Below are 22,922 nucleotides of genomic sequence, written 5' to 3' on the forward strand. Positions count from 1 at the left end.
CTCTCTCCTCACTAATTGAATATGCAAACCAGGCTTGGAGGCCGCCTCAGTGGGCGGCCCCTTTTGCTTGAGCTATCCGGTCGCGATGTTCTTCCAGCTTTGCGATAGCGTTCGCTGCCAGAACGCCACGGCGGGCCAAATACGCGTCAATCACGCGCTGAGCCTTGTCGACGGTCCAGGTTAGGGCCTCAGCAATCTCCGGGGCCGTGGCGCGTGCCTCAGCTAGAAGCGTCGCTGCCGTGCCCCGGTTGTCGTGGAAGTTTAGATCGCCCGCGCCGACCGCGTCGGCATCCTCGCGCCAATGTTCGTTGAAGTAGCGCTTGGTGTAGGCCTTACCTGTTAGCGTTAGCATGATCAGCGCGCCGGTGCGGGGCAGGGCGTCCAGGTGCGCCTTCAACTCCCGGGTCGCGGGAATCCAAAGCATCTTGCCGGTTTTGCTGGACCGGATTTGCACGCGCTGGCCGTCGTAGCGCGTCCAGGCAAACATGCGGACGTCGCTGGCGCGCATCGCGGTGTTTCGGACCAGAATCATCGCCGTCGTCATAGCGGGCCGCGCGGTCTTGATGAATTGCTGCTGTAGCTCATCCGACCACGTTTTGTCGGCGCGGTTGCTCTTGTAGAGCCGGTGGAAGGTCGGGATGGGGTGGTGCTTGATCCGGCGCTGCTCTTTGGCGAACGAGAGCACTCGGCAAAGCGCTGACATGAGGTTGTCGGCCGATCGACGGGAGGTCTTACCCATCTCCTGGTGCCACGCGAGGGCGTCCGCCGCGAAGGCGTCGGCGTCGTCGGAGTTGTTGAACGTTTCCTCAGGGACGGTCCCCCATTGCTGTTCAATGCGCTTGAGCTTCCAGGGATACTGCTTCCGGGACTCTTCACTTAGCGCGGCGTAGGTGCTTGACGCGTCGAACAGACGAATGAGATCGGTGAGCGTCTTGTCGCTCCGGCGTCGGCTCCGCTTCTCTGCCTCAGCATAGGTCTCAGCGAGCCTATCCGGGTCCAACCGAATGCCGGTGGCGCGATGGTAGAAATAGATTTTGACTGCGCCGTCGGCCCGAAGCTTGGGAACGCGGTTGATGCCCTTGAGCTTAAGCGGCTTGGGTCTTACGCGCATTCTCGGCTTTCCAACGCTGGTAAGGGGTCAGTTCTGGGGCAGATTCTGTCACAAGCCCCGATGCCCGGTCTAGGGCAGCGTCAAGGGCTTTCCTGTCCCAACGGGTGGTCCCAGGCATTGCCCTGGGGATAAGTCCCTTGTGAACCCATCGGTCAAACGCGGCGAGGCTGTTGCAGCCGACGTATTCGGCTGCCTCCTGTTTCGTTAGCCCGCGCTTGGTGAGAGAGTGCACTTCCGTTCGTCCTGGTCGCTACTGATGACTTGCATATAGCGAGGACGTTGAGGATCACGCGCGGAAAATGCGACCTGCCGAAGGGCCGCTGCGGATCGCATGGCGATGATAGAGGCGGTCGGATATGAGTATTGGTGTTTGCAGATTGAGGGGGCGGATATCGTGAAGGGCCAGTGGTTGGGACGTGTCTCTGGGTCAAATGCCGGCGTTGCTGTCCTAGAAATGGATAAGGTCGGACCCAACTATGAGGGCCGCGCTTACGTGTTTGACGATGACTGGTCCTTACCTTCGACGGCTGCGTTCGTCCAAATCCCAGCGGACCGAGAGTCCTTTAAGCTCGACAAGGTCCCGCTGACCCCACTTGATCCACATACGCTAGACTTCGCGCACTGGGATCATCTTAAAGCTAGCTATCCGAACGCTATCTTCCCCAAGACCATCGATACCGACTGGAATTGGAACGGCGACCAAATCTCAGTCAAATGGAAGTCGGACATAGGGAGTTTCGGTAAGGCGGAACTCCAGCGCAGCAGCGCGCGCAGGCCCTCGGACCTCATTCCGCTTGAGATCCATTCGTGGGACGAATTTCGCAGGTATGTGCGAGACCTTGAGCATTACCGTTACATTTACAGAGGGCAGGAGAATAGCCAGTGGCGGCTCTGCACGGCTTTTCATCGAACAGAGCGATCGGACCTCATAAGATTTCTTCAGGTCGATGTGCCGGCGCTGCAACAGCAGCTGAGCAGCTTGACGGCGCACGTCTTCAATTTGATCAATCCTATTGAGAACGCGGCATTCATAAGCTTAGCGCAGCATCATGGATATCCCACTCCGCTGCTAGACTGGACCTACTCCCCGTTCATTGCCGCCTACTTTGCGTTCAAGCGGGTTCATCAGCCCAATGGTAAGATCAGGATTTTCATCTTCGATCGAACGCAATGGCGCAATGACTGGAACCAACTGCAGAAGCTGACGCCGGCTCGTCCTCACTTCTCAATTCTGGATGCGATCGCGATAAACAACCAACGCATGATCCCCCAGCAGGCCCTCTCGACTGTAACGAATGTGGAGGACATAGAAGAATACGTGGAATCCAAATCCAAAGAGCGCTCCGGGAGACAATACCTCCAGGCCATCGACTTGCCTGTCGAGCAGCGGAAAGACGTTCTAACAGAGCTGAGCATGATGGGCATCAATGCCGGCTCGCTCTTTCCCGGATTAGATGGTGCATGCGATCAACTGAGGGAGCGCTTTTTTGGAATCTAGGCCTCCTCAGGGCCATGAATAGGAAAGGGCGCGGTGTGACCCGCGCCCTTTCGGTAAACTCCTTAGATCGAAATCCCAATAGGCACGACTTCTTTGCGCCGTTTCTTTTCCTCCGGCGTATCCGGAAGATCATCCGCGACCTGATTCAGCATGAACGCCAGTAGGACGAATTGCTTGCTGTAGGACATGGCTTGCGATCTGGTCAGGTCGCCAATGCGAGGCTCACCAACGACGGGAAGTTTTTGCTTCCGCATGGCGGCTCGCATCTCCTTGATTGAGGTCGCAACGCTCGGCGTAAGTTTTGCGACCAGATCGTCGGCGACCTCTTTGTTGGTTTCCTTCGCGCGTCCGGTCCTCTTGAACTTAAGGTCGAGCGCTTCTCGCGAGGCACGCTCTGCCCTACTCAGCTCTCTCGGCATTCACTTCTCTCCATGTCACTGGTTGAACTATTCTCCCCTGAAAAATCAGCCGGCGCTGATCCGGCGCCGGCTGAGCACTGACAGAGGAGACGAACGGCTGAAGCTGTTCGGTAAGCGCGATATAGCGTTGGACCTTCCGATCGCGCGCACAAATTTTAGGCAGCTTCCTTATCCTCACCGCGAGCTGATTCCGGCCATGCGTCATGGCCGAACATCAGCAGCTCGCCCGCGACCTCATCGAGCTTGACTGACATTTGGTGCAAGGCCGCCTCGTCGAGCGGCGGCAGGCCGTGGTCGCCTGCGAACTCCCGCACCGTCGAAAGGAGTCGCCGGACCAGGAGCTGGCGCTTCAATTGGAAAGTCGTCTCGGAAATGAACTTCGTCGTCATCAAATGCCCCATGGCAGCTATCACCGGAATGGTGATCCACGTGCCATAAGACTCATGTCCTTTTAGTTGCGTCAATCCCGTAGTTCTACCATAAGTCAGCACTGACTTACATCGCGCCGGGACAGCTATTCCCATCGACCACTCAGCTTAGTCCGCGCGGCGATCGTCGTCTCGATCTCTTGCACCATCTCCCGGAGCCGTTCAGCCAGCCGTTCGAACAGCGCGCGCGTCTGCCTGTCGGGCGCAGTTCTCCCCAATCGAGCACAATCGTCCGCCTCCGCCCGAAACTTTTCGAGCGTCGCAATCAGCTCTTCCATCCGCTAGATCCCCACCCAAGCGTCAATGCAACGGGAGTTTAGAGGACAGCCATCGGGCGCATACTGGGAAATTTCCCAGGGTGCCGGCGCACCGCGCCCCCTTTCTGAGTTCACGAAGCCGTGGGTTGCACACCCTGCGCCGCATCATAGCTTTGTCGCGCTGCTCGCGTCTTAATCTGCCCCCCAGCCGAAGACGCGGGTGGTCGGCCGCCCCCGGGCAATTCATGATCTTGTTACCTCCAGGCTCGGGGGCGGCGGCAAATCCGGGACTATCGTTCCCCTCGGATGATCCGCCGGACCTCGGTGTAGGTCCATTCGCCTTCACGGCGCAGCGGCTGATTGATGGTGAAGGTGCGGCCCTCGATTATCTTGGCAACCCGCCGCTGCCGCTTGAACAAGTAGTCCACCCAGCCATCACTGTAGAGGGGCCTGAACAGGAGCTGCTTGTGAACGCCCGGACCCTTCCAAGTGCCCCAAGCCTCCTTCATCGCGTCTCTAATCTTCCGGTCGATCCTGGTCGATTCAGTCGGCGGTAGGAAGGCGCCGTGGATATGCAGGCGGCCATGGTCGCTGATGTCGATGGCGAACAAGTAGGGGAAGGCAGCGCCGAAGGCCTTCCGTAGCTCTTCGTCCAGAGAGCGCTTTAAAGAGTCTACAAAGCCCCCGGGGCGGCCTTTGGCTAGCTTTATGGCTTCCGGAGTCAGATTGAACGTGAACGCCACGGCGGGCCTGTCTGCGATCAGCAGGGCACCGGTCGCGAACACCAGCTTGACCTTGTCGCCTGTCAGAGACCAGAGGGGTATGTTGTTGTCCTTAGCGGGTGTCTTAGAGGATGCCTGTGAAGGGGTGTGATGTGCCACTGAAGATGACACGCCAGGCGCGGCGTCATCAGGGGCTCGAAAGGCCTGTATCTTCCGAAGGATTTTGCTGTCTTTGGCCGGCGATCGGCGGACCCGCTGCGAGACATTTTTCGACCGCGATCGCCCGACATTTTTCGACCGCTTTGTTTGGTCGCGGTCCTTCGGAATAGAGCTGGCAGCGCTATAATCAAGTTGATCGGACGTTCTCTTAAGCAACGGCACGTTCAGGTCCTCCAGAAAGCCGCCCGGGTTCGCCTCCGGGTGGCTTTCGCATTCAAGTGGGTTCAATACTGGCCTATAGCGGCGGCAGACCGGGTTCCTCGCACTTTCTCACCGCAGCACGCCGCCGGGCCGCCGTTGGGTCCGGAGTTCCTGGGCGATCAAGGTCCTGATGTGATGCTGGGCCGACTGGGCGATGCTCTCGCCCATGCGCTGATGGTCCTGTGAAGACTGGCCGGGACTACCCTGCACGGTGACTGCGATCTGCGGCGCGATGACATTAGAGGGAGCGATCATGGGAGCAGCCCCGCTGCCGGTGCCGCCGAACAAGCCACCGTCCGCGAACCTTGGAATCCGATCACTGTTGATCGCCTCCAGGACGGCGCGGTGCTTCGCCACGGCGGACGCGCGCACCACGAATTCGCCATTGCTGAGCCGTGCCGGGATGCTGTCGGACGTGCCGCTTCCTGGTCCGGCGATGTAGCCGCCGTCTGCCTTGGCTAGGGGTGCAGTGCCGCCGACCAGTCCGCCGTCGCTGAAGCCGAACGCGCCGCCAAGCGAGCGCATGATCGGCTGCACGATCAGCATCTTGATCATGGCCTCTTCGAGCGCCCGCACGATCGACCTAGCCATGCTCGCAAAGCCGTCGCTAACGCTCTTGGTCCCGTCCAGGATGTCCGCGAGTCCGGTCGTGAGGCTGCTGCTCATGGTGCTGCCGATCGAGCGCATGGCCTCATTGGTCCGCATGGCGGATGCCTCAACCGAATTCAGGGCCGTCCCGACGTCCGGATAGAGGCCCTTCAACTGTTCGGCAATCTGCACGTCCTGGGGATCGAGTAGCGAGGTCTGCCGGCCACGCCGGATCGATTGCGCCACGGTCGCCTTTTCGATGGCTTCGGTGGCCTCGCCATACGCGGTTGTGACTTCCTGGATGCGCTGGCGCTGTTCGGCCGTCACGACGCCTTCGCCCTTACCAGCGGCCGCGTTGGCCTGCATGGCGACGGTCTCAAGCTGTGCGGCCACCTTGGCGCGCTCGCGGGCGGCCGTGGTCAAGTCCAGCCCGGCCGCTTCCGCCTGCAATGCGGCGGTGCGCTTCTCAATGCTGTCGGCCGCCGTGTCGAGCTTGTCCACGTCGCTGCCGGAACTGATCTTCGTCGGTGCAGCGCCGGTGCCACGCGTCCGGCTGGGCGCCGGTGGGCCATACTGCTCCCCGTTCGCCGATAGCGCTGCGATTTCCTTTTGCAAGCGGTCGCGGTGCGCCTCCAGGTCGGCGGTGGTGCCGCCATAGACCTGTCCGATGCCAGGAATGGACAAGGGCGGGAGGTTTACGCTGCCGAGAAGGCCGCCGCCGGTCCCGTTCAGGCGAGCATTGACCTGGGCCAGCGCGTCCTGCTTCGCATCGAGATCAGTGGAACTCGCCGGCATTCCGGGAATGCGCGGAAGCTTGTTCGATAGCTCCACCGCCTTGGCGATGTAGCCGATCACGTCGGCCCAGGCGCCCTTGATATCCATCATGACACTAGCGAGATCGTCCCAGGACGGCTTGAGCGCGGTCGATAGGCGCTGATGCGCGAGCTTGAGCTGGTCGTCGACTTCCTTCGCGCGCTCCACCAATGCATTGCTGAAAATACCGTCCGCGTTGGCGCTGGCCTCCCTGATCGTCTGCAACATGCTTTCGGCGGAGGTTTTGCCTTGCCGCATGCGGTCGACAATCTGGGCGCCGAACATCTTCTCGCCGAGGTCCAGACTCGCCGCATGCTGCCCGATCTGGTCGAGCTGAATGATGGCCGCGAGAACGGCCTTGCTCTTGTCCTCCTGGGTTTGAGCGTCCCGGAACAGAACCAAGCCTTGCAACTGTTGGCCGGCAGCTTTGGCAATCGTGTCGTTGTAGACGCGCAAGGCCTTCTCCACGCCGGTGATCTTCTCTTCGCCGACGCTCCACTCGCCGACGTCAATCGGCGACTTATCCTTGGTCGCCTGGAAGGCGTGGTCGAGGGCGGATTCGAGCTCGCCAGCTTCGACCTTGAGCTTGCGTGCCTCGCTGGTGAAGGCCTGAAGAAACGCGGGCGAGACGCCAAGGTTTTGGGCCTTGTCCGCGATATCGACCATTTGCTGCATCTGCTCGCGGGCGCCGCTGATCGCGGCCGTCATGAGCTTGTAGGCGCCGACGGCCAGCGCGACCTTGCCGGCGAGATCGAGGGCGCCGCGCGCCATGGTCGCAAAGATTGCGTCCTTAGCGAAGTCCTTGTTCATGTCCAGGAACTGCTTGGCGATCTGGCGCGTAGCGGTGCCGGTCAGCGATGACGTTTGCCGCAGTTGTTCCTTCAACTGGTCGAGGTTGAGCTTAACGGGGATGGTCAGGCTAGCCATTGTCCGCCCCCACAAAGAGCGCGGACAGGACAGCGCTCGCGAGCATCACGTTCGCCGCCAGAGGTTTGCCGCGAACGTGGGTATCGAGCAGCGCGTCAACGTCGCGCTCGGGCATGCCTCCGCCGATCAACCCTAGTTCGATCAGGCGCTCTACGTCTTCTGGACTGTAGGTGCCCGCTTCAAAGCGCGCCAGAACGGGGGCGGGCGCCGGGCCACGATAGCTCATAACGCGGCGAACCCAAGGGTGCCCCAGGTCGAACGTATGGGTGCCGCCGGCCCAGGTAATCTCGCGGGAAGTCTCAGTCATTTAGAACCTCATTTACAGCTTCGTTGATCGCCTGCTGCATGTCGTCGCGCATGGCGTTGTAGGTGGAATAAAAGAAAGGGCGCGCCGGCTGGTGGCTTGTCCCGAATTCAAAGCCGAGCGCGTAATCATAAGGCTCGCCGCTGCCCTCGCGGACTTCCTTGGTCGTCATGTCGCCGCCCGCCTCAACGAAGTATTCGAGATCATGGGCGCCGGCAGCGACGGTGCACGACGCTTCTAAGGCGCCGGTCTCTGGCGACTGCTCAAGCGACCGCAACGCGGCGCGCTGGGCGTCGGAAAGGCGGAATGCCTGCTCTCGCAGAACGTCCGATAAATGCTCAGTGAGCTTGTCCGGCAGCGATTGCAGGTAGGCGTCCAGGTCGTCGGCCATTAAAGCACCAGCATGTCGGCAGTGATATCGGGGTTGTCGAGGAACGAACCGCCTTCACCGGCAGCGGCGCGCGACACGGCCATCCAGGTCGCGCTTACGCCGTCAATCCGATCGGTCGACTTGGTTTTGTGGATGATCCGGTTCGAGTTTGCGTCGGTGTGGATTGCGACGTTGGAGAAGTTCCAGCGCAAGATCGGGTGTCCACCGTGGCGGAATTTCCCGCCGATGATTGCGGCCTCAAGGGTGTTGAGTGCCGGCGATTGCGTCACCCAACCCTGCCGGATCATGACGACCGGAAAGCCTTCCTCTTGCAGCGGTGCAATCACGGCCTGGGCATAGGTCACGTCAAAGCCGACTTCCTGGACCTGGAAGCGCTCGGCAAGGCCTCGGATGTAGTCGGCGACTGCGGCGTTATCGATGACGTTTCCAGGCGTGGCTGTCAGGAAGCCATCGCGGCTCCACTGCTCATAGTTCACGCCGTCAACGTCGCCGCGCCGGAGAATGTCTGCTTCGGGGCAAAAGAAGTGCGGCAACACGGTGTAGCCATCGCCATTCTTGAAGCACGCGACGACTGCGGAGAGGTCTGTGGTTTTACTCATGTCTACGCCAACCCAGCACGGCGCGCCGCGCAAGGCCTCATAGTCGAGCGGTGCCGCGCCGCGATCGTAGGTAGCCATGTCGACAAAAGGCGAGGTCGAATGATCGAGCCAGACGTTCAAATTATATTGGCGGAAGGTCTCTCGCGACGTGACGCTGGTTGCGCCTTCACGTGCGAGTTGCCTCAAGCCCTCGATGTCCTGATACTGGAGCGTCAGGCCGGGGTTCGAACGATACCAGAGGGCTTCGTCGGTCCAATCGGCATCAGCCGGCGTTTCGAACAAAATCGGAAGTAGGCTCGGGTCGTCCATTTCCCCGCTTGCGACCTTGCGAGCGCGGTCGACAATCTCGTAGGCAATGTTTGCTTGGCCACGACCGGCAGTCGTGGCAACCACCATCAGGGAATTCTGGGTTTTTGGAAGCGCTGACGTAAGCGCTTTCCAGAGTTCAGGATTCTTCCAGATGTGAAGCTCGTCCACAAATACGAATGCCGGCGAGCGACCATGGGCGGGCGCACCCTCGCCACTAATTGCTTCCAGAAAAGAAGCATCCCTTCGAAATTCGATCTTTTTGACTGAGTTGTGGGCATCGTAAATCCTCGTTGCGGCAATCAATCTAGTATCGCAACGGATGATACCGGCTGCCTCGCGAAAACCAAGCCCGGCTTGTTGGCGGTCGGATGCCGCAAAAATAGCCTCTCCGCCAGGCCGGCGCTCCGGCCCGATCGTGTGCAGCAGGGACAGTGCACCGGCCAGAGAGGTTTTCCGGTTGCCGCGAGGCAGGAGAAGGACAACCGTCTTGACCTTACGGGTGCCATTCGCATGCCTCGGCCCATAGATCCGCCGAACAATACGTTCTTGCCAAGGATCAAGCTGGAATGCATTCCCTCGCGCTGTGCTCTTAGGATGGCGCAGCCGGCGCAGGAACGTCACCGCGCGTTCGCCATGGCCAAGCGGGTCGTCGATCGGGCTATCGTCGAAAAGCCAATCAGGATACGGCGAGCGGATCATCGTCACTTTCAGGAGCGTCTTCCCGGACAGCCGGCCGCGAGCGCGACACTGGGGTTAGGCCCAGCTCGGCGGCGAGTTGGCGCGCTGTGACCATGGCCTTGTCTTGCATCCGGCAAAGCCTGGGATCGATGCCGGCGCGCAACAGCAATTCAATGTCGCGGATGCGGCCTATTGCGATGCAGTAGCTTTCCAGGCAGCCCAGATCGGCAGGCGTGAGGATGCGACGCTTGACCAGCTCCGGCATGACGCGCCGGAATTCCTGCTTAGCGTATTTCGACAACCAGGCCGGTGGCGGTAGCTCGGTGAGCGGTTCGCCCTCGACGGACAGTTCTGGTTTTCGGCCCTTCATTTTGGCCCCCGAATTGGACCGGACTTGCGTCGCAACCGGGTGCGGATAGGCTTCAGGGGGGCTGAGGAGATTCGATGGACAAAAAACCGATTTCGAGTGGCGATTTGAGCTGGATCATCATTGAGCAATTGAGAGAGAGCGGCGTTGATTTGGTCGGCCTTTCGGTCGTTCCCCATCACGCCAAAGGCGAGTGGCGCGTCGTTGTCGCGACAAGGAGCCGAAGCCGTATCACGCCGCATGGCTTTAAGCGTCTCGAAGCAATAGAGAAAAGGCTTCGCTCCATTTACGCGCTGCATGAGTGAGATCATGGGCCAATCCGCTCGCACGTGATGTCCATTCCGACGCGGCGGCCGATCTCAGTGATGCCGGTGACTTCGTATTGGTGGCCTTCATAAAGCAGCCGATCATTGAGGCTGAGGCTCGCGAAGTAATACATGCGGAAGGTCAGCACGGCGTTGGCGGTGTGCCCGCGAGCGCCCTCCAGGTCGTCGATGGCGTTCTTGAGCAGTTGCGCCCGCATGGTGGCGAACGTCGTCCAGGTCTCTACGGGCGTGCCGTAGAGGTCCAGGCCGGTGGTGCGCCGTTGGATTTCAACAAGACGGTCGAGGTTGCCGGCGCGCATGTCAGTTCGCCTTCACGATGGCCGCAACGGCAACTACACCATGCGAATACGAGCCATGCGGGTCCCGGAGATACCGGGTTTGGTCGGCTTGCATGTCATGCACGGTGAAGCCGTCGATCGGCAGCACGCCGTCGGCCTGGGCGTCGATCCGCAGCGCCGCGACGACAGCGGAAACGGCTTCCTTGCACTGGACCAAACCGGGCTCTGCGAACCAGACGTGCAGCATGGCATGCGTCGTCGCGTCCCAGCGCCGGAATACGGTCTGTCCCTCGCCGATGTAGACGGCCGGCATGATCTCCGGCCGGCCATTGGCGTCCATCACATGATCAGCCTGGACCAGAGCCATGAGTTCCGGGCTCGCGATGAGCCGCGCTCGAATGGCCTTCTGAAGGGCGAGAGAGGGGTCGGAAACGGCCATTTCAGAAGGCAAACGCGCGGTAAGGGGCCAGCAAATCCAAGAAACCGAACGGCAGTTCCTGGGCAGTGACACCGACAACGCTGGCCTCACGATTTTGATAGAGGTGCGCGGTCAATTGCAGCACGGCCTCGTTCACTGGGGCGGGAGTGCTGTCGGTATCCAGATTTGCGGCCGTATAGGCGCCAATCCACGCCTTCGCCGCTGCCAGCTTGTCAGTAAGCAGCGCGTCGTCGGCGTCGAACGTGACGTTGAGGTGCGCTTTCGCCTGCTCCAGGGTGATGCCGGGCATGGTCAATAAATCTCCAATTTTCGGCTCTCTTGCGTCGGGGGAATGGACCGGTCGTGGCGGCTTTTCGCGTTCGTTGAGGCCTCCCCCCGGGTGTGTGACGCGATGATGTGGCGCTGCGCTTCGTCGCGCTGTGCGGCTAGGTGCTGGTCGAGGCCATGGCGTAGCTGGGCCATCTGCTCTTCCATCTGGCGAACGAACGAACGGACTGCGCTTGTCATTTGCCGGTGTGCGGCGTGCATGTCGCGTTGCCACTCCACAAGGGCGGGCAAGGCTTGAGTAAGCGAGCGCGACTGCGACCGGGCCGACGGTGCGAACGCTTTGCGTCCTTGCTTGCCGACGGGCTTGGTCAGGGCTTCTTCCACGGACCAACCCAAGTTCAACCGCTTGGTGAGCGTGTCTGAACTGATGCCGGTCAGCCTAGCCCAATCGGCGATGGGGCGAGATACACCGTTGAATTCGATCTGGCGCATGGGACTACTTGGACCTTTCGAGAGATTGCTTGGTGCTGTTGTGGTGATGGGTGCAAAGCGGTTGCCAGTTGCTGCTGTTCCAGAACTTGGCGCGGTCGCCTTTGTGCGGCTTGATGTGATCGACCACCACGGCAGGCTTGCCGCACATGGCGCAATCAGGATGCTTGTCGAGGAAGGCGCGACGGGCCTTGGACCAGCGGCTGTCGTAGCCCCGATCATTGGCGTTGGGCCGGCGCTTGTCGGCTTCCTGGCGACGCTGGCTTTGGCAGACACAGCGATCATAACCGGCAACAACGCGTCCGCATGCGCACACTCGTCCACACTTGTAGGGCATCAGACGGCTCCCAAAGAATGAACGTTGAGGTCCCCAATGGCGTTAAGCTTGTCGCGGACGCTGCCGAGATCGCCGGCAGGCTCTTCCTCGCGCTTGCCACCAAAGAGGGCCTGGAGCATTTCCATGCGGCCTTCGCGGGCGCTGAGGATTTCAGCGGGTGTCGCGTTCCACGTCGTTTCCGGCGACCAGCCCAGCCAACCCGTTCCGAGCTGAAACAGGCGAGTGAAGTATTCGTCGAACGGCATGGGCTTGCCCGATGCCGGCTTGTCGTCGGACCCATCAGCGCCGCTCAAGATGAGGACGAATTCGAGCAGCTGTTCGCGTGCATCCAAGATGCTGCGCAGCGATGCGACCGGGACTGTATCGCTGGTCGCGGTGATCAGGTCCATGATGGTGGTGAAACTGCCTTCCGCGACGGCCTGATACAGGGCCGCGAAGCCATACTTGTGATGTAGGTGGAATGCAGCTCGCAGCGTCGGTCGCAAGGTGTAGGCCTTGCTTCCTAGCTGGAGGGCAAAATTCGCTGCGAGCTGCATAGTGGTGTCCCTTAGCTCGCCGAAACCTTGAGCTTCACGAACCGATCGGGGTTCGTGATCGAGCCGCCCACGCGCTTGCGCGAGTGGAAGCGGGTCTGGCCCTTGGTCGCCATGCTGTAAGGGTCGCGAAGCACCTGGAACGAGATGCGGTCCACGATGCGATAGCCGGACAGGTCACCGAACAGGATGGGGAACTTGTTCGCGCCGATATCGTCCATATCCGGCGCTTCAACGATCGGCCGGCCGAGCAAAGTCGAGGCGGCGCCGTTGTTGAGGTCGTCGATCAGGAGGTAACGGCCCATGCTGTCCTTGAAGAGGCGGATAGCCGCGATCGTGTTGCGGTTCATCAGCCACGCGCCGCGCTGGGCCCAGAGAGTCGGCAAGGCGTGGAACATCTTGATCAGCACGTCTGCGGGCGTTGAGGCCGGGAAGTCTGCCGCAGCACCGGTGATGATCTGGGAAATACCAGTAGCCGTCATCAGGCCGGCCGGCTGAGTGGTGCCGTTGCCCTTCACGAAAGCGGTGCCTTCCGCAATGGCGAACGATTCCGCGGTATCGGAGGCCAGCTCGCCTTCAAGAGTGTAGGCGTTGTCCTCCAGGAGCTGATTGGACACGTCGGTGTAGGTCGCTGCTTCGTAAGGCGTGATCGTCACGCCTTCGAAAGACGGATCGCTTGACGTGCGGTCGGCGGTATCGGCGACCCAGGTCGCAGCGGTCGAGCCGGTGCGGCGCGGATACTGGACCTGTGCCGAGCCGACAGTCACGACGCGCGCATGCTGGCGGATGGGCGAGAACTGACGCAGGAGCTTGAGGACTTCCGCGCCGAATTCCGGCGGCGTCAGGACCGTGTTGCCGGCAGCAGCGAGCGACTTCTTTTCGATCTCGCTCAGTCCGTCCGGGCCGTGGCGGAGGAACGTCTCGAAAGACTTGGTCTCGACTTCCGCGGCGGTGCCACGACCTTGACGGTTGAGCTTGGCCTCAAGACGGTCGAGGCGTTCGGCCGACTTGGTCTCGATTGCCTTGATGCGATCTTCGAACGTGCCTTGGAAGCCCTCCAGAGCTTTGGTCACGATCGCGGCCGGGTCGTCGCTACCGGCGCCGGTATCTTTCAGTTCGATGGGGGAAACATGCTTCATTGGAGTGGGACTTTGCCTTTCAGAGTTGAGGTCAGTGGGTTGACGCCGCCGTGAAGCGTCGAATGACTGCGGCCACGGCTTGCGCCGCGTCGTAAGCTTTTGCGGAGGTGACACGCGCCCTGGGGTGCGCCGGGTTGCGGACCAGCGAAACTTCGACCAGGTCGAGCGAGCTGATCACGCGGTTGCGGCCTTGCTGCTTCGCCTCACGGGTGCGGAAGCCGATGGACAAGCCGCCAACCAAACCCGACTTGACCATTGACAGGATTGAGCGAGCCCGCGGCTGGTCCCTATGGATCATGCCTTTGACGACTAAGCCGTCATTGGTCTCTGCGACTTCTGACCAGGTGCCGACCAGATCGGACGGATCGTGTGAGAACAGCATAGGCAGATCGGTGGCGACGTTGAAGGCGCCCTTGGTGATCGTGTCGCCCATCGTGTCTGGGCCGGCATTGAACGGCCAAGCGATGCCGGTGATCTCACCTTCGTCGCTAATGCTCAGCGTTGCTTTGACTTCGAGACGGTCTACCTTGCTCATGATCAGTCCTCACCGTCTTCGATGATGGTCTTGATCCATGCGCTAATATCGGTCAGCAGGCCCTTGCCGTTGTATTCGTAGTATTGAACCCACGTATCGGCTCCGTTGGAGAACGATACGGAGGCAATCTTTCCATCGTCGTTGTATTCGAAGTGCTGTGAGTAGTTGTCCGGACTGATGAGGGCGCCCTGGTCATCGCGCACGCCGTCGGCCGCGATCGTCGGGAGCGGATTGTCTTCAGTGATCGGTGTTCCGATGGCGAAGCTCATTTAGTCCTGTCCTTTCGAGGGATTTCCAAACAGGGTCCTTTCAAGAATTTTGGCGGCGAGTTCGTATGTTTCGACCAGCGGCCGGCCATCGACATAGGCGACGATCAGCTCATGAGCCTGCTTAGGCGTGACGCCACCGCCGATGAGGGCGAGGCGAATAGTTTCGCTGAGGTCGGCTTGAGCGAAGTTGCGCGCAAAAAGCCGATTACAGAGCGCGCCGATGGGGCCGCACTTGGTCTCAAGCTCGCGGATTGACCCAGGGGTGAGCTTAAACGTGTGCTCGCCGTCGCCAAAAAAGGTTGTGTATGGTGTCATGGTCATTGCCCGAACGCTGTCTCAATAGAGCCGGCACTGTCGGCGTAGACGCTGATATCTTCCACGTCGGACCAGGCTGAGATCGGAGTCGATCCGACCAGAACCTCGCCGTAAATTAGGGGGACCGCGTCACCTTGCTTGCCGGAATTGCCGATGTTGCCGCCGTTCGCGCTGAGACCATTGGAGGCCTGGGGTGACGGGCCGGCAGGCTTTGTAAGCAGCGTTGATGCCCCCGACAGGGCGAGGCCCAAACCCAGCGCCGCAAGTGTGCCGTAGGTCGTGCCGCTAAGAATGCCGGACGCGGCGAGCGGGGTTGCGAGCACGCCGCCGGATAGGAAAACCGCGCCGCCGACTAGTGCGGCACCGAGCACAATCTTGGTAGTGCCCTTGGCAGTGTTTGAGGCCGCGCCTTTAGCGACCGGGATCAAGTGAAGGTCGGCGATGCCGAGATTGAAGCCATTGACCAGCTCAAGATCGAGCTGCATGCCGTTTCGCTTGTCGCCGCGAACAACCTTGTAATAGCCGTCCTGTAGAGCTTTCACGAAATGGCCGGGGAAAGCGCAGTTGAGCGCGCGCAAGGCTTCGCCCGCAGTCGCAACATCAAACCGATGGAGTCGGCCGAACTGCTTGCCGAGCTTGCCGTGAAGATGGACAGTGCGAAGCATCAGGCGGCCTCTTGATCGTTGTTGTCGTTGCCGGCATTGAGCGCGCCACCGGCATGGGCAGATGACGTATTCGGGTTCTCGAATTTGTCGCCGCCGGTGTAGGCAGGCAGACCAAAGCCGATCGCGCGAGCTTCGTTGGGATTGAGAATGCGCGCCGCGACCGCGACGGAAAGCGCCTGTGCGCGGGCGAGCAAATCAGCGCGGGCGAAGGCGTCCAGGTTGAATTCGATACAGAACTGGTCGCGCTCTTCCTTCGCCAAGAGCTTCAGCTCGAGCGACTGTTCCCAGGCCTTGAGCCAGGGCAGCAGCGTCATGGAGATGAATTCTTGACCAAGGCTTTCGATGCTGCGCGGCGTCGCGCGGTCGGTGTCCATCAGCATATGTGCCGGAACGCGGAAGATGCGCGCGATCTCGCGAATGGCGAATTGGCGCATTTCCAAGAACTGAGCGTCTACGCTGGTCAGAGCGAGCGCCTGCCAATTGACGTCACCGGGCAGGATTGCAGTGGCGCCGCTGTTCGAGCCGCCGTGGGCCGCCTGCCAAGCCGCGCGGACCTTTGCGATGGCGTCAGGCGTCATGTTGCTTTTGAGCGATAGGACGCCGGAGGGGCGGGCACCTGTGCCGAAAAGTCGGGCAGCGTATTGCTCCAGGACCATGCAAAGCGCGATGGCTTCGCGGGCCTCTCCGACAAGGCCGCGCGACGGGCGGTAGGCCGGCGTATGAAGGTGGATCAGATCAGCGGCGGGAATTTCGCGCGCGGGGTTCTTGCCGTCCGCCTTCACGGCATAGGCAGGCTCGAAATTGGAGTAGTCCACCACGATGGAGGACAGCTGCGGATCGAGCCGGATCAACTCATAGGGCTTACCGTCGACGCGAACGATCTGCGCAAAGCCGCCGTAGGGCTGCAACAGAGCGTCGGCCGTGACCTGGGACCGGAAGAGCAAAGCCGGGGTCCAGCCGTTCGGTGCGTCACCGAGCAGCCGATACAGGGGATGGTCCGTCGCCGGCTCTTTGCCGCCATCGGCAAGCCGCCGGTAAATGCGCAACGGAAGCTGGCCGACTGCTTCGGAGATCGACCGCACAGCGCACGCAACCGGCGCGCACGTCATGGCGCTGGCCGGGGTCACGTTGGCACCAGCGAGTGTCTGCCCCGCGCCGAACAGCGACAACAGGAAGTCGTCGGGCTCAGCGAGGCTGGCCTTGGTCTCGATACCGAGAAGAGATTTGAAGCGCGAAGCGAAGGACAAAAGAGCACAACAGAGCGTTTGGCCCGCTGGTTAGGCGGGCGAGTGAACGGATTCTCTGTGTGCTGGTCCGAACTATCGGATGAGCAATATTATTTCGTGTAACTTCGTTCGGGTCAAGAGAATTTTGAAATATTGTTGCGCGGCGCTTCTGTGAGCGCGGGAAATCGGTTTGCAATGGAAGTCAAAACCTCTAGGATTTCAGTGCAGGCCGAATCCTACGGTTTGCAAAAATAGAGAGCGAAAACAATCCTCAGCGCTCGCCTGGGAGACTAGGGGTCGGAGGTTCAAATCCTCTCGCTCCGACCATTTGTTCGTAGGCTTGGCTGAGCACACGCGCGAAAAGCATCGCAACGGATGCATTGTCTGTTCGCGATCAGGCCTAGGGCTCGCCCGGCGACAATGAGAGCATCAGAAGTGCCCGACGAGCCGTTGACCCTCAAGTTCCGCTGCCCGCCGGCCCTTGAAGACAAATTGCCGGCGCCGATCCCTGCGAGTTTGGGCCTGCCTGCCTGGCTGAAGGCGATGCCGACGCAGGCGTTCAACGCGATCAATCAGCGCGAGGAGGATACGGTCAAGCGGTGTCCTCCGGTCGTCGACGCCATGACGAGCGGCTTCCTGATCCCATTGATGTGCGATGTCAGGTTTGAGAACGGGGAAATTTCCTGGGACAATGACCTGCCAGCCGGTGGTGAGCTCGATTTCCCGCGCTCTCCCGTTGGATTTCACGACTCCAGTCAGGTCACGGGATCGCCGTTGTTCGAGCCGGACCGGCTTCTCATCAAGTTTCGTAACCCATGGCTGATCGAAGCGCCGGAAGGTTATTCGGTTCTGTTCATGCATCCGATCAATCGGTTTGATTTGCCCTTCACGACGCTGACGGGCCTCGTCGATTGCGATCGATATCGTGACAGCTGGATCCATTTCCCGGTGCATTGGCACGACGTGAATTTCAACGGCGTGCTGCAGAAGGGGACACCGATTGCGCAATGCATGGCGGTGAAGCGGGAAACCTGGGTCGCTCAGACCGCACCACTGACTGCAGAGGAGATGCGGCGGGTATTCGAGGTGACGAAGTCGGTCGCGCAGGAGCCCGGCGCCTATCGACGGCAGTTCCGTGCGTGAGCCGTGTTACGGCACTTCGCCTTGCAGAAACTTCTTGAGCGCGCTCGGGCGGAAGAAGAAGCGGCCGTGCGATGAATGGACGAGCGTGTAGGCGGCTTGTGCCAGCATGCGAGGGCGGCCGTGTAAGGCCGAACGAAGGCTCGCCTCGCCCGCTTCGCGCTCACCCAACTCGAACAGGCAGGCCGCGAGGTTGGTGCGTGCCATGGCATCGTCAGGGCGCAGCGCCAGCGCGAGCCGGTACATTTCTGCGGCCGTGGCATAGTCACCGTCCTGGCGCAGCACGCGTGCAAGTAGGGTCGAGATATCGGGACGCCCAGGCGCGACCTCGTGGGCCTTGACGAGAATCGCGCGCGCCTCACCGCGCGTATTGCGCTCGAGATGCAGGCGCGCAAGATCCAGTTGTAGGTCGATGCTTTCCGGCGCGAGCGCGAGAGCGTTGCCGATCACCGCGATGGCCTCATCGAGGCGCCGATCCTTGGCAAGCTGGCCGGCGAGTTCCTGGAACGCCGGCAGGAAAGGCGGGCGACGCGCCGCGGTCCGGCGCAATTGTTCGACGGCTTCCGTGCGACGTCCGGATTCGCCCAAGGCCGCGCCAAGTAGAGTTTCAATGCCCGGATCACTCGTGCGGCGCGCCGCCTTGTCCAAGGGCAGGATGGCCTCCGCTGCGCGGTTCTGAGCGAGCAAGGCGCGGCCAAGAACCCATGTCGCGACGATATCGTTCCGGCTCGTCTTCAAGACTTCGGCTGCAAGCCGCTCAGCCTCGGCGAAATTCTGCATCCGCAGCGCGAGCGTGGCGTGCTCGCGTAAATCGGTTTGATGAGGTCCGCGGCTGGGGGGAAGAACAGAGCGCTTCGACACCGGGCTCGCCATCGACGACTATCGAGGCGCCAAGTATGGCCTCGGCCCCAGCGTCGGGCAACCGCTATTCGGCTTCCCGCGCTGACGCCGGATGGGCGGCGTGCGCGTGTGATCATCTTGCGAGCAGTGGCTTAAGGAGTGGGTGTGATTGTCACAAAGCGCGCCGCCGCAATGGGGTCTGGCGCTGTCGGTGCCCGCGCGGAAGGACCAGTCGGCCTCCGGGGCGTTTCCTCGTTTTTAGTCTTGGTCCGTCGTCTTGGTATCAGTAATTTTGCGGGGCCTTAGGCGTGGCCCTTGATCTCGTAGCGACCCGGAACGCATTTGTAGCGATCGAGCCGCCAGTTGGCGTGGTAGATCGGATGCTCGCCCATCCATTTCGCCAGGGGGGCCTGTGCGCCGATCGCACACTGCATCATCGACATCTCGGGCGTCATGTTGCTGTCGGTCACGATTTCCTCGATGCAACTGCCTGAGCTGGCTGCACTCAGCCGGCAGAGCACGGCAACGACGGTCACGAACATTCCAGTCACCTCATCGGTAGTTTCTGACCACGAAGAGGATGCAAGCGGAGTGCCAGAGCCTGTGACGCAAACAACACGCTGGCCTAGCCGACTCGACCCAGCGTCCGGACTCCATTTGACGATTCGGATTGTGAAAAAATTGCCCCTAAACCGAAGCCGGGCAAATACGGGGAACCGGCTGGGGTGAGTCGCAGGGATGTCGAATTCCGGGGGCAGCGCCGCGCCGGGGGCGCTTCACAGGCCGCGCGCAGCCGGTAGGCTCGGAAGGACGTGGCCACCCGCCAAAAGAGCGGGACCGCCACAAGGGATATGGAAACGCGAGGGCAGACCATGAAGGCACGACCGACCGGCGTGATCCCGCCGATGACGACGCCGTTCCGGAAGGATGGCGAGATCGACTACGCTCTTGTTGCGCACCAGGTCGACTGGATGATCGGCGCCGGCGCGCATGGCGTCGCGGCCGGCGGCTCGACCGGCGAGGGTCACACGCTCGATCACGAGGAATATCGCGACCTGATGGAGGCGACGGTTGCGGCGGTGAAGGGGCGCATTCCCGTCATCGCCGGCATCATCGTCGATTCCACCCGTGATGCGATCCGCCGCGGCAAGCTGGTGCGCGACATGAATGTCGCCGCCCTCCAGGTCACGCCAGTGCATTATCTGTTCAAGCCGGACGACGAGGCGATGGTGGCGCATTTCCGCGCCATGGCTGATGAGACCGGCATGCCCATCATCATCTACAACGTGGTGCCGTGGTCGTATCTGTCCCCGGCGCTGCTGACGCGGATCATGACCGAGGTGCCGCTGGTGGTCGGCGTCAAGCAGAGCGCAGGCGACCTGAAGCTGTTCGCGGACCTGATGATGATGGCGCCTGACAAGCTGATCTACAGCGCGGTCGATGCCCTGATGTATCCGTCCTACACGTTGGGGGCCCATGGCTCGATCGCCGCGATCCTGACCGCGGCGCCGCTTGCCTCCGTCGCACTCTGGGATGCGGTGAAGGCGGGTGACCATCCACGCGCGCTCGATCTGCACAAGAAGCTGCTGACGCTGTGGAACGCTGTGATCGCCGACAATCTGCCGGCGTGTACGCGCTATGCGCAGACGCTGCAGGGCCTGCCCAGGACTTATCCCCGCGCGCCGATGCCGGAGGCCTCAAGCGCGCAGCAGGCGGCGATCCGCAAGGCGCTGGACGGGCTCGGCGCGTTGAACGGGCGCGTCGAGGCGGCTGAATAGTCCACGCCCCGAAATTACTGGTGAACATGGCAGCGCCGATCCGCTTTTACCTGCGGATGCGGCGCTGCTACATTTTGTGCGCGCTCCGATGCGCGCGGCGCGAGCTGTGAAGAAACATACCGAGAAGGGAGGGGCCGAAAGTCCCATGAAGGATTTTGCGGGAAAGATCGCCGTCATCACCGGTGGCGGCACGGGAATGGGACGCGAGCTCGCGCGGCAGCTCGTCGCCGAGGGCTGCAATGTCGCGATGTGCGACGTCTCGGAAGCCGCGATGGCCGAGACCAAGCGGCTGTGCGAGGTCGAGAAGCTGCCGCAGGGCCTGCGCGTCACGACTCATGTCGCCGACGTCTCGATCGAGGATCATCTCAAGCGCTTCCGCGACGAGCTCGCCGAGCAGCAGAAGACCGACCGGATCCATCTTCTGTTCAACAACGCCGGCATCGGCGGCGGCGGTAGCCTGTTCACCAACACCCGCGAGCAGTGGGAGCGCACCTTCAACATCTGCTGGGGCGGCGTCTATCTCGGCGTCCGCACCTTCCTGCCGATGCTGGTCGCGGCCGACGAGGCCCACATCGTCAACACCGCGAGCGTCAACGGCTTCTGGGCCTCGATCGGCATGAACCAGTCCCACACCGCCTACAGCTCGGCGAAGTTCGCCGTGAAAGGATTTACCGAAGCGCTGATCAACGACCTCCGCCTGCACGCGCCGCACGTCAAATGCTCGGTGGTGATGCCCGGCCATATCGGCACCTCGATCGTCTCCAATTCGCGCAAGGTGCAGAGCGCCGACGGCTCGGAGCGGCTCAACGCCGACGAGGTCGCGCTGACCCGCAAGCGCATCGTCGCGGCCGGCGTGCCGGATGCCGACAAGATGTCGGACGAAGACATCCAGGCGGTGTTCACCGAGCGCGCCCGCAGCTTCCTCGAGGATGCGCCGACGACGGCGGCGCAGGCCGCCCGGATCATTCTCGAGGGGGTCAAGGCGGAGCAATGGCGCATTCTCGTGGGCGAGGACGCAAAGCGCCTTGACGAGCGCGTTCGTGCTACACCGGAGCAGGCCTACGAAAGATCCTTCTACGAAAGCTTCACGCAGGAAGTCGGCTGGCGGCTCGGCTGAGGCGGCCGCCGGGCGCGCGGATATAGGTATGATGCTCATCATAGCAAGAGGCGCGCAGGCAATTTCGCGTGCCACCTCTTGCCAGTGCTCTTGCCAGTTCGCTGCCGGCGTCCTGCCCGTGTTCGGCCATTCATGACGAATAGGAATGTCACGCATGCGACCCGTCCCTGCGTTCAAGCGATGGTGATCTCCAACGGCTCTCATTCGGCGCACGGCAGCTTGGTCAGGGAACCAAAATAGTTTAGTCAGTCATGTGTAAGGCGATGACCAGAGCGTAGCTCCCGATGATACCCGCATGCCTCTCCGACGACTGGATCCTTTGCCCGGAGCGAGAGGACATCTCCGCTGAGTTCACGCGGCTCCTGACCGCGGCCCAGGAGGGCGGCGCCACGATTGCGGAATGCCTGATGATCGCGCGGCAGCTGAAGCGGGGCGACGACCAGTCCTGGCACCGCGAGTGGAAGAAGCTGGCGCAGACCAATCGGCTTCGTGCCGAGGCCGCGTTCGCGGAAGGTCACAGGGCGACCGCGCAGCGCAACTGGCTCCGCGCCATGAATTACTACAGCGCGGCCGCAATGCCGCTGGATCAGGCGGACGAGCGCCGCTGGGTCGCGGTCCTCGCGATGCAGGATTGTGCCCGCCGCTTCCTCGCCGCGCGCGAGCCTGCCGGCGAAGTCGTGACGATCCCCTGGCTCGACGGCCATTCGTTGCAGGGCTATTTCCTGCCCGCGCCGTCGGGACGCGTGCGAGCCCCGACCGTGATCTGCATCGGCGAGCCCGGCCACCGCAAGGAGGAGTTTCTGTTCAAGCTCGCGCCGCATGCGCGCGAGCGCGACTTCTCGCTGCTGGCGCTGGACCTGTTCGGCGACCAGCGCGACGACTATCTCGACGCGCTGTTGCGGCGCCGGGATCTCGAGAGCGCGATTCCGTGCGTCATGGACTATCTGGAGACCTGCAGCGACGTCGATTTCGAGCGCGTCGCGATCGTCGCCGATGGCTGGGGCTCTTCCTTCGTGGCGCGCGCGGTGCTGCAGGAGCCGCGGCTTGCCGCCGCCGTCTGCGATGGCGGCCTGTGGGACCTGCACGAGCGGGCTTTCTTTGCCAGCCGGTTCGCGATGAGCGACGTCAGCATCGTTCCGGTGCCGCATGCGCCGCTGATGGCCTCCAGCGCAGACTGTCCGGTGCTGATCACGCTGGGTGAGGACGGCTGGCTCAAGGCCGATCGGGCGCGTCAGATCGTCCAGACGTCCCGGCTCGGCAGTTCGGATGTCATGTTGAAGGTCTTCACCGCGGCCGAAACCGGCGCGGCGCAGGGCCATGCGGATAATCCGAGCCTCGCCAATGAATACATCTTCGACTGGCTCGAATCCCGGCTCGGCGCCGCGGGGCGCATCTGAG

At 61.7% G+C, this 22,922-nt stretch carries 30 protein-coding genes; 6 read left to right on the top strand and 24 right to left on the bottom strand.

Annotated elements, in window-relative coordinates:
* Positions 1-46: 46 nt before the first annotated feature.
* Complete coding sequence (locus tag AC0L21_RS07315; protein ID WP_473259704.1) at positions 47-1,111, bottom strand: tyrosine-type recombinase/integrase; 1,065 nt, start codon at positions 1,109-1,111, stop codon at positions 47-49.
* 331 nt (positions 1,112-1,442) lie between these two features.
* On the opposite strand from AC0L21_RS07315, the gene AC0L21_RS07320 reads away from it, so the two are divergent.
* Positions 1,443-2,609 (top strand): FRG domain-containing protein, encoded by a 1,167-nt coding sequence (locus AC0L21_RS07320; RefSeq protein ID WP_473259706.1) that lies wholly within the window; start codon positions 1,443-1,445, stop codon positions 2,607-2,609.
* Positions 2,610-2,671: 62 nt separating this feature from the next.
* Here AC0L21_RS07320 and AC0L21_RS07325 read toward each other — a convergent pair whose 3' ends face one another.
* The 9 genes from AC0L21_RS07325 to AC0L21_RS07365 form a co-directional block, all read right to left on the bottom strand.
* The gene (locus AC0L21_RS07325) at positions 2,672-3,028 is read right to left on the bottom strand and encodes a hypothetical protein (RefSeq protein WP_473259708.1); all 357 of its coding nucleotides are present in this window, start codon (positions 3,026-3,028) and stop codon (positions 2,672-2,674) included.
* 155 nt (positions 3,029-3,183) lie between these two features.
* The gene (locus tag AC0L21_RS07330; RefSeq protein ID WP_473259710.1) at positions 3,184-3,492 is read right to left on the bottom strand and encodes a hypothetical protein; all 309 of its coding nucleotides are present in this window, start codon (positions 3,490-3,492) and stop codon (positions 3,184-3,186) included.
* 50 nt (positions 3,493-3,542) lie between these two features.
* Entirely contained in the window at positions 3,543-3,734 is a 192-nt protein-coding gene (locus AC0L21_RS07335; protein ID WP_473259712.1) for a hypothetical protein, read from the bottom strand.
* Between the two features lie 269 nt (positions 3,735-4,003).
* On the bottom strand, positions 4,004-4,882 hold the full coding sequence (locus tag AC0L21_RS07340) for a hypothetical protein (protein WP_473259714.1): 879 nt from the start codon (positions 4,880-4,882) through the stop codon (positions 4,004-4,006).
* A 42-nt stretch (positions 4,883-4,924) separates the two neighbouring features.
* A complete protein-coding gene (locus AC0L21_RS07345; protein WP_473259716.1) occupies positions 4,925-7,183 on the bottom strand; it encodes a hypothetical protein in 2,259 nt (752 codons plus the stop codon).
* Positions 7,176-7,490, bottom strand: coding sequence for a gene transfer agent family protein (locus tag AC0L21_RS07350; protein ID WP_473259718.1), 315 nt, complete (start codon positions 7,488-7,490; stop codon positions 7,176-7,178). The genes AC0L21_RS07345 and AC0L21_RS07350 overlap by 8 nt, the downstream gene beginning before the upstream one ends.
* Positions 7,483-7,878, bottom strand: a complete 396-nt coding sequence (locus AC0L21_RS07355; protein WP_473259720.1) for an HK97-gp10 family putative phage morphogenesis protein — start codon at positions 7,876-7,878, stop codon at positions 7,483-7,485. The genes AC0L21_RS07350 and AC0L21_RS07355 overlap by 8 nt, the downstream gene beginning before the upstream one ends.
* Positions 7,878-9,485, bottom strand: coding sequence for a terminase large subunit (locus AC0L21_RS07360; protein WP_473260102.1), 1,608 nt, complete (start codon positions 9,483-9,485; stop codon positions 7,878-7,880). Before AC0L21_RS07360 ends, AC0L21_RS07355 begins: the two co-directional genes overlap by 1 nt.
* Positions 9,463-9,834, bottom strand: coding sequence for a phage terminase small subunit P27 family (locus tag AC0L21_RS07365; protein WP_473259722.1), 372 nt, complete (start codon positions 9,832-9,834; stop codon positions 9,463-9,465). The genes AC0L21_RS07360 and AC0L21_RS07365 overlap by 23 nt, the downstream gene beginning before the upstream one ends.
* A gap of 74 nt (positions 9,835-9,908) precedes the next feature.
* Between AC0L21_RS07365 and AC0L21_RS07370 the strand changes: the two genes are divergently transcribed.
* On the top strand, positions 9,909-10,136 hold the full coding sequence (locus tag AC0L21_RS07370; RefSeq protein WP_473259725.1) for a hypothetical protein: 228 nt from the start codon (positions 9,909-9,911) through the stop codon (positions 10,134-10,136).
* Between the two features lie 2 nt (positions 10,137-10,138).
* Here AC0L21_RS07370 and AC0L21_RS07375 read toward each other — a convergent pair whose 3' ends face one another.
* The 12 genes from AC0L21_RS07375 to AC0L21_RS07430 form a co-directional block, all read right to left on the bottom strand.
* The gene (locus AC0L21_RS07375; protein ID WP_473259727.1) at positions 10,139-10,456 is read right to left on the bottom strand and encodes a head-tail adaptor protein; all 318 of its coding nucleotides are present in this window, start codon (positions 10,454-10,456) and stop codon (positions 10,139-10,141) included.
* Position 10,457: 1 nt separating this feature from the next.
* A complete protein-coding gene (locus tag AC0L21_RS07380; RefSeq protein WP_473259729.1) occupies positions 10,458-10,874 on the bottom strand; it encodes a DUF3168 domain-containing protein in 417 nt (138 codons plus the stop codon).
* A 1-nt stretch (position 10,875) separates the two neighbouring features.
* Entirely contained in the window at positions 10,876-11,163 is a 288-nt protein-coding gene (locus AC0L21_RS07385) for a head-tail connector protein (protein ID WP_473259731.1), read from the bottom strand.
* A gap of 2 nt (positions 11,164-11,165) precedes the next feature.
* Entirely contained in the window at positions 11,166-11,633 is a 468-nt protein-coding gene (locus AC0L21_RS07390; protein WP_473259733.1) for a hypothetical protein, read from the bottom strand.
* Between the two features lie 4 nt (positions 11,634-11,637).
* Positions 11,638-11,967: an HNH endonuclease signature motif containing protein gene (locus tag AC0L21_RS07395; RefSeq protein ID WP_473259735.1), complete on the bottom strand. Its 330-nt coding sequence runs from the start codon at positions 11,965-11,967 to the stop codon at positions 11,638-11,640.
* A complete protein-coding gene (locus AC0L21_RS07400) occupies positions 11,967-12,503 on the bottom strand; it encodes a phage tail assembly chaperone (RefSeq protein WP_473259737.1) in 537 nt (178 codons plus the stop codon). The genes AC0L21_RS07395 and AC0L21_RS07400 overlap by 1 nt, the downstream gene beginning before the upstream one ends.
* An 11-nt stretch (positions 12,504-12,514) precedes the next feature.
* Complete coding sequence (locus AC0L21_RS07405; RefSeq protein ID WP_473259739.1) at positions 12,515-13,639, bottom strand: phage major capsid protein; 1,125 nt, start codon at positions 13,637-13,639, stop codon at positions 12,515-12,517.
* Positions 13,640-13,670: 31 nt separating this feature from the next.
* Positions 13,671-14,174, bottom strand: coding sequence for an HK97 family phage prohead protease (locus tag AC0L21_RS07410; protein ID WP_473259741.1), 504 nt, complete (start codon positions 14,172-14,174; stop codon positions 13,671-13,673).
* Between the two features lie 2 nt (positions 14,175-14,176).
* Positions 14,177-14,443, bottom strand: a complete 267-nt coding sequence (locus tag AC0L21_RS07415; protein ID WP_473259743.1) for a hypothetical protein — start codon at positions 14,441-14,443, stop codon at positions 14,177-14,179.
* Positions 14,444-14,758: a gene transfer agent family protein gene (locus AC0L21_RS07420; RefSeq protein WP_473259746.1), complete on the bottom strand. Its 315-nt coding sequence runs from the start codon at positions 14,756-14,758 to the stop codon at positions 14,444-14,446.
* A 2-nt stretch (positions 14,759-14,760) separates the two neighbouring features.
* On the bottom strand, positions 14,761-15,336 hold the full coding sequence (locus tag AC0L21_RS07425) for a tail assembly protein (RefSeq protein ID WP_473259748.1): 576 nt from the start codon (positions 15,334-15,336) through the stop codon (positions 14,761-14,763).
* 86 nt (positions 15,337-15,422) lie between these two features.
* Complete coding sequence (locus AC0L21_RS07430) at positions 15,423-16,670, bottom strand: phage portal protein (protein WP_473259750.1); 1,248 nt, start codon at positions 16,668-16,670, stop codon at positions 15,423-15,425.
* A 399-nt stretch (positions 16,671-17,069) separates the two neighbouring features.
* Here AC0L21_RS07430 and AC0L21_RS07435 point away from each other — a divergent pair, with 399 nt between their 5' ends.
* Positions 17,070-17,792 carry a hypothetical protein gene (locus AC0L21_RS07435; RefSeq protein WP_473260104.1) on the top strand — a complete coding sequence of 241 codons (723 nt, stop codon included), beginning with the start codon at positions 17,070-17,072 and terminating at the stop codon, positions 17,790-17,792.
* Positions 17,793-17,798: 6 nt separating this feature from the next.
* On the opposite strand, the gene AC0L21_RS07440 is transcribed toward AC0L21_RS07435, so the two are convergent.
* Both AC0L21_RS07440 and AC0L21_RS07445 read right to left on the bottom strand, forming a co-directional pair.
* A complete protein-coding gene (locus tag AC0L21_RS07440; RefSeq protein ID WP_473259752.1) occupies positions 17,799-18,662 on the bottom strand; it encodes a tetratricopeptide repeat protein in 864 nt (287 codons plus the stop codon).
* A gap of 269 nt (positions 18,663-18,931) precedes the next feature.
* The gene (locus AC0L21_RS07445; protein WP_007603449.1) at positions 18,932-19,171 is read right to left on the bottom strand and encodes a hypothetical protein; all 240 of its coding nucleotides are present in this window, start codon (positions 19,169-19,171) and stop codon (positions 18,932-18,934) included.
* 330 nt (positions 19,172-19,501) lie between these two features.
* Here AC0L21_RS07445 and AC0L21_RS07450 point away from each other — a divergent pair, with 330 nt between their 5' ends.
* The 3 genes from AC0L21_RS07450 (at position 19,502) to AC0L21_RS07460 (ending at position 22,921) form a co-directional block, all read left to right on the top strand.
* Positions 19,502-20,407: a dihydrodipicolinate synthase family protein gene (locus AC0L21_RS07450; RefSeq protein WP_473259754.1), complete on the top strand. Its 906-nt coding sequence runs from the start codon at positions 19,502-19,504 to the stop codon at positions 20,405-20,407.
* A gap of 145 nt (positions 20,408-20,552) precedes the next feature.
* Positions 20,553-21,524: an SDR family NAD(P)-dependent oxidoreductase gene (locus AC0L21_RS07455; RefSeq protein ID WP_473259757.1), complete on the top strand. Its 972-nt coding sequence runs from the start codon at positions 20,553-20,555 to the stop codon at positions 21,522-21,524.
* A gap of 284 nt (positions 21,525-21,808) precedes the next feature.
* Positions 21,809-22,921, top strand: coding sequence for an alpha/beta hydrolase family protein (locus AC0L21_RS07460; RefSeq protein ID WP_473259759.1), 1,113 nt, complete (start codon positions 21,809-21,811; stop codon positions 22,919-22,921).
* Position 22,922: the final 1 nt, after the last annotated feature.

The organism is Bradyrhizobium sp. WSM4873 (assembly GCF_055811355.1).

Excerpts from the sequence above, each read along its gene's own strand:
- AC0L21_RS07345 (WP_473259716.1), bottom strand. The coding sequence starts at position 7,183 with ATGGCTAGCCTGACCATCCCCGTTAAGCTCAACCTCGACCAGTTGAAG.
- AC0L21_RS07370 (WP_473259725.1), top strand. The coding sequence starts at position 9,909 with ATGGACAAAAAACCGATTTCGAGTGGCGATTTGAGCTGGATCATCATT.
- AC0L21_RS07420 (WP_473259746.1), bottom strand. The coding sequence starts at position 14,758 with ATGACACCATACACAACCTTTTTTGGCGACGGCGAGCACACGTTTAAG.
- AC0L21_RS07460 (WP_473259759.1), top strand. The coding sequence starts at position 21,809 with ATGATACCCGCATGCCTCTCCGACGACTGGATCCTTTGCCCGGAGCGA.
- AC0L21_RS07380 (WP_473259729.1), bottom strand. The coding sequence starts at position 10,874 with ATGGCCGTTTCCGACCCCTCTCTCGCCCTTCAGAAGGCCATTCGAGCG.
- AC0L21_RS07450 (WP_473259754.1), top strand. The coding sequence starts at position 19,502 with ATGAAGGCACGACCGACCGGCGTGATCCCGCCGATGACGACGCCGTTC.
- AC0L21_RS07360 (WP_473260102.1), bottom strand. The coding sequence starts at position 9,485 with ATGATCCGCTCGCCGTATCCTGATTGGCTTTTCGACGATAGCCCGATC.
- AC0L21_RS07365 (WP_473259722.1), bottom strand. The coding sequence starts at position 9,834 with ATGAAGGGCCGAAAACCAGAACTGTCCGTCGAGGGCGAACCGCTCACC.
- AC0L21_RS07375 (WP_473259727.1), bottom strand. The coding sequence starts at position 10,456 with ATGCGCGCCGGCAACCTCGACCGTCTTGTTGAAATCCAACGGCGCACC.
- AC0L21_RS07405 (WP_473259739.1), bottom strand. The coding sequence starts at position 13,639 with ATGAAGCATGTTTCCCCCATCGAACTGAAAGATACCGGCGCCGGTAGC.
- AC0L21_RS07325 (WP_473259708.1), bottom strand. The coding sequence starts at position 3,028 with ATGCCGAGAGAGCTGAGTAGGGCAGAGCGTGCCTCGCGAGAAGCGCTC.
- AC0L21_RS07455 (WP_473259757.1), top strand. The coding sequence starts at position 20,553 with ATGAAGGATTTTGCGGGAAAGATCGCCGTCATCACCGGTGGCGGCACG.
- AC0L21_RS07315 (WP_473259704.1), bottom strand. The coding sequence starts at position 1,111 with ATGCGCGTAAGACCCAAGCCGCTTAAGCTCAAGGGCATCAACCGCGTT.
- AC0L21_RS07435 (WP_473260104.1), top strand. The coding sequence starts at position 17,070 with ATGAGAGCATCAGAAGTGCCCGACGAGCCGTTGACCCTCAAGTTCCGC.
- AC0L21_RS07335 (WP_473259712.1), bottom strand. The coding sequence starts at position 3,734 with ATGGAAGAGCTGATTGCGACGCTCGAAAAGTTTCGGGCGGAGGCGGAC.
- AC0L21_RS07355 (WP_473259720.1), bottom strand. The coding sequence starts at position 7,878 with ATGGCCGACGACCTGGACGCCTACCTGCAATCGCTGCCGGACAAGCTC.
- AC0L21_RS07415 (WP_473259743.1), bottom strand. The coding sequence starts at position 14,443 with ATGAGCTTCGCCATCGGAACACCGATCACTGAAGACAATCCGCTCCCG.
- AC0L21_RS07390 (WP_473259733.1), bottom strand. The coding sequence starts at position 11,633 with ATGCGCCAGATCGAATTCAACGGTGTATCTCGCCCCATCGCCGATTGG.
- AC0L21_RS07320 (WP_473259706.1), top strand. The coding sequence starts at position 1,443 with ATGGCGATGATAGAGGCGGTCGGATATGAGTATTGGTGTTTGCAGATT.
- AC0L21_RS07350 (WP_473259718.1), bottom strand. The coding sequence starts at position 7,490 with ATGACTGAGACTTCCCGCGAGATTACCTGGGCCGGCGGCACCCATACG.
- AC0L21_RS07445 (WP_007603449.1), bottom strand. The coding sequence starts at position 19,171 with ATGTTCGTGACCGTCGTTGCCGTGCTCTGCCGGCTGAGTGCAGCCAGC.
- AC0L21_RS07400 (WP_473259737.1), bottom strand. The coding sequence starts at position 12,503 with ATGCAGCTCGCAGCGAATTTTGCCCTCCAGCTAGGAAGCAAGGCCTAC.
- AC0L21_RS07385 (WP_473259731.1), bottom strand. The coding sequence starts at position 11,163 with ATGCCCGGCATCACCCTGGAGCAGGCGAAAGCGCACCTCAACGTCACG.
- AC0L21_RS07440 (WP_473259752.1), bottom strand. The coding sequence starts at position 18,662 with ATGGCGAGCCCGGTGTCGAAGCGCTCTGTTCTTCCCCCCAGCCGCGGA.
- AC0L21_RS07395 (WP_473259735.1), bottom strand. The coding sequence starts at position 11,967 with ATGCCCTACAAGTGTGGACGAGTGTGCGCATGCGGACGCGTTGTTGCC.
- AC0L21_RS07410 (WP_473259741.1), bottom strand. The coding sequence starts at position 14,174 with ATGAGCAAGGTAGACCGTCTCGAAGTCAAAGCAACGCTGAGCATTAGC.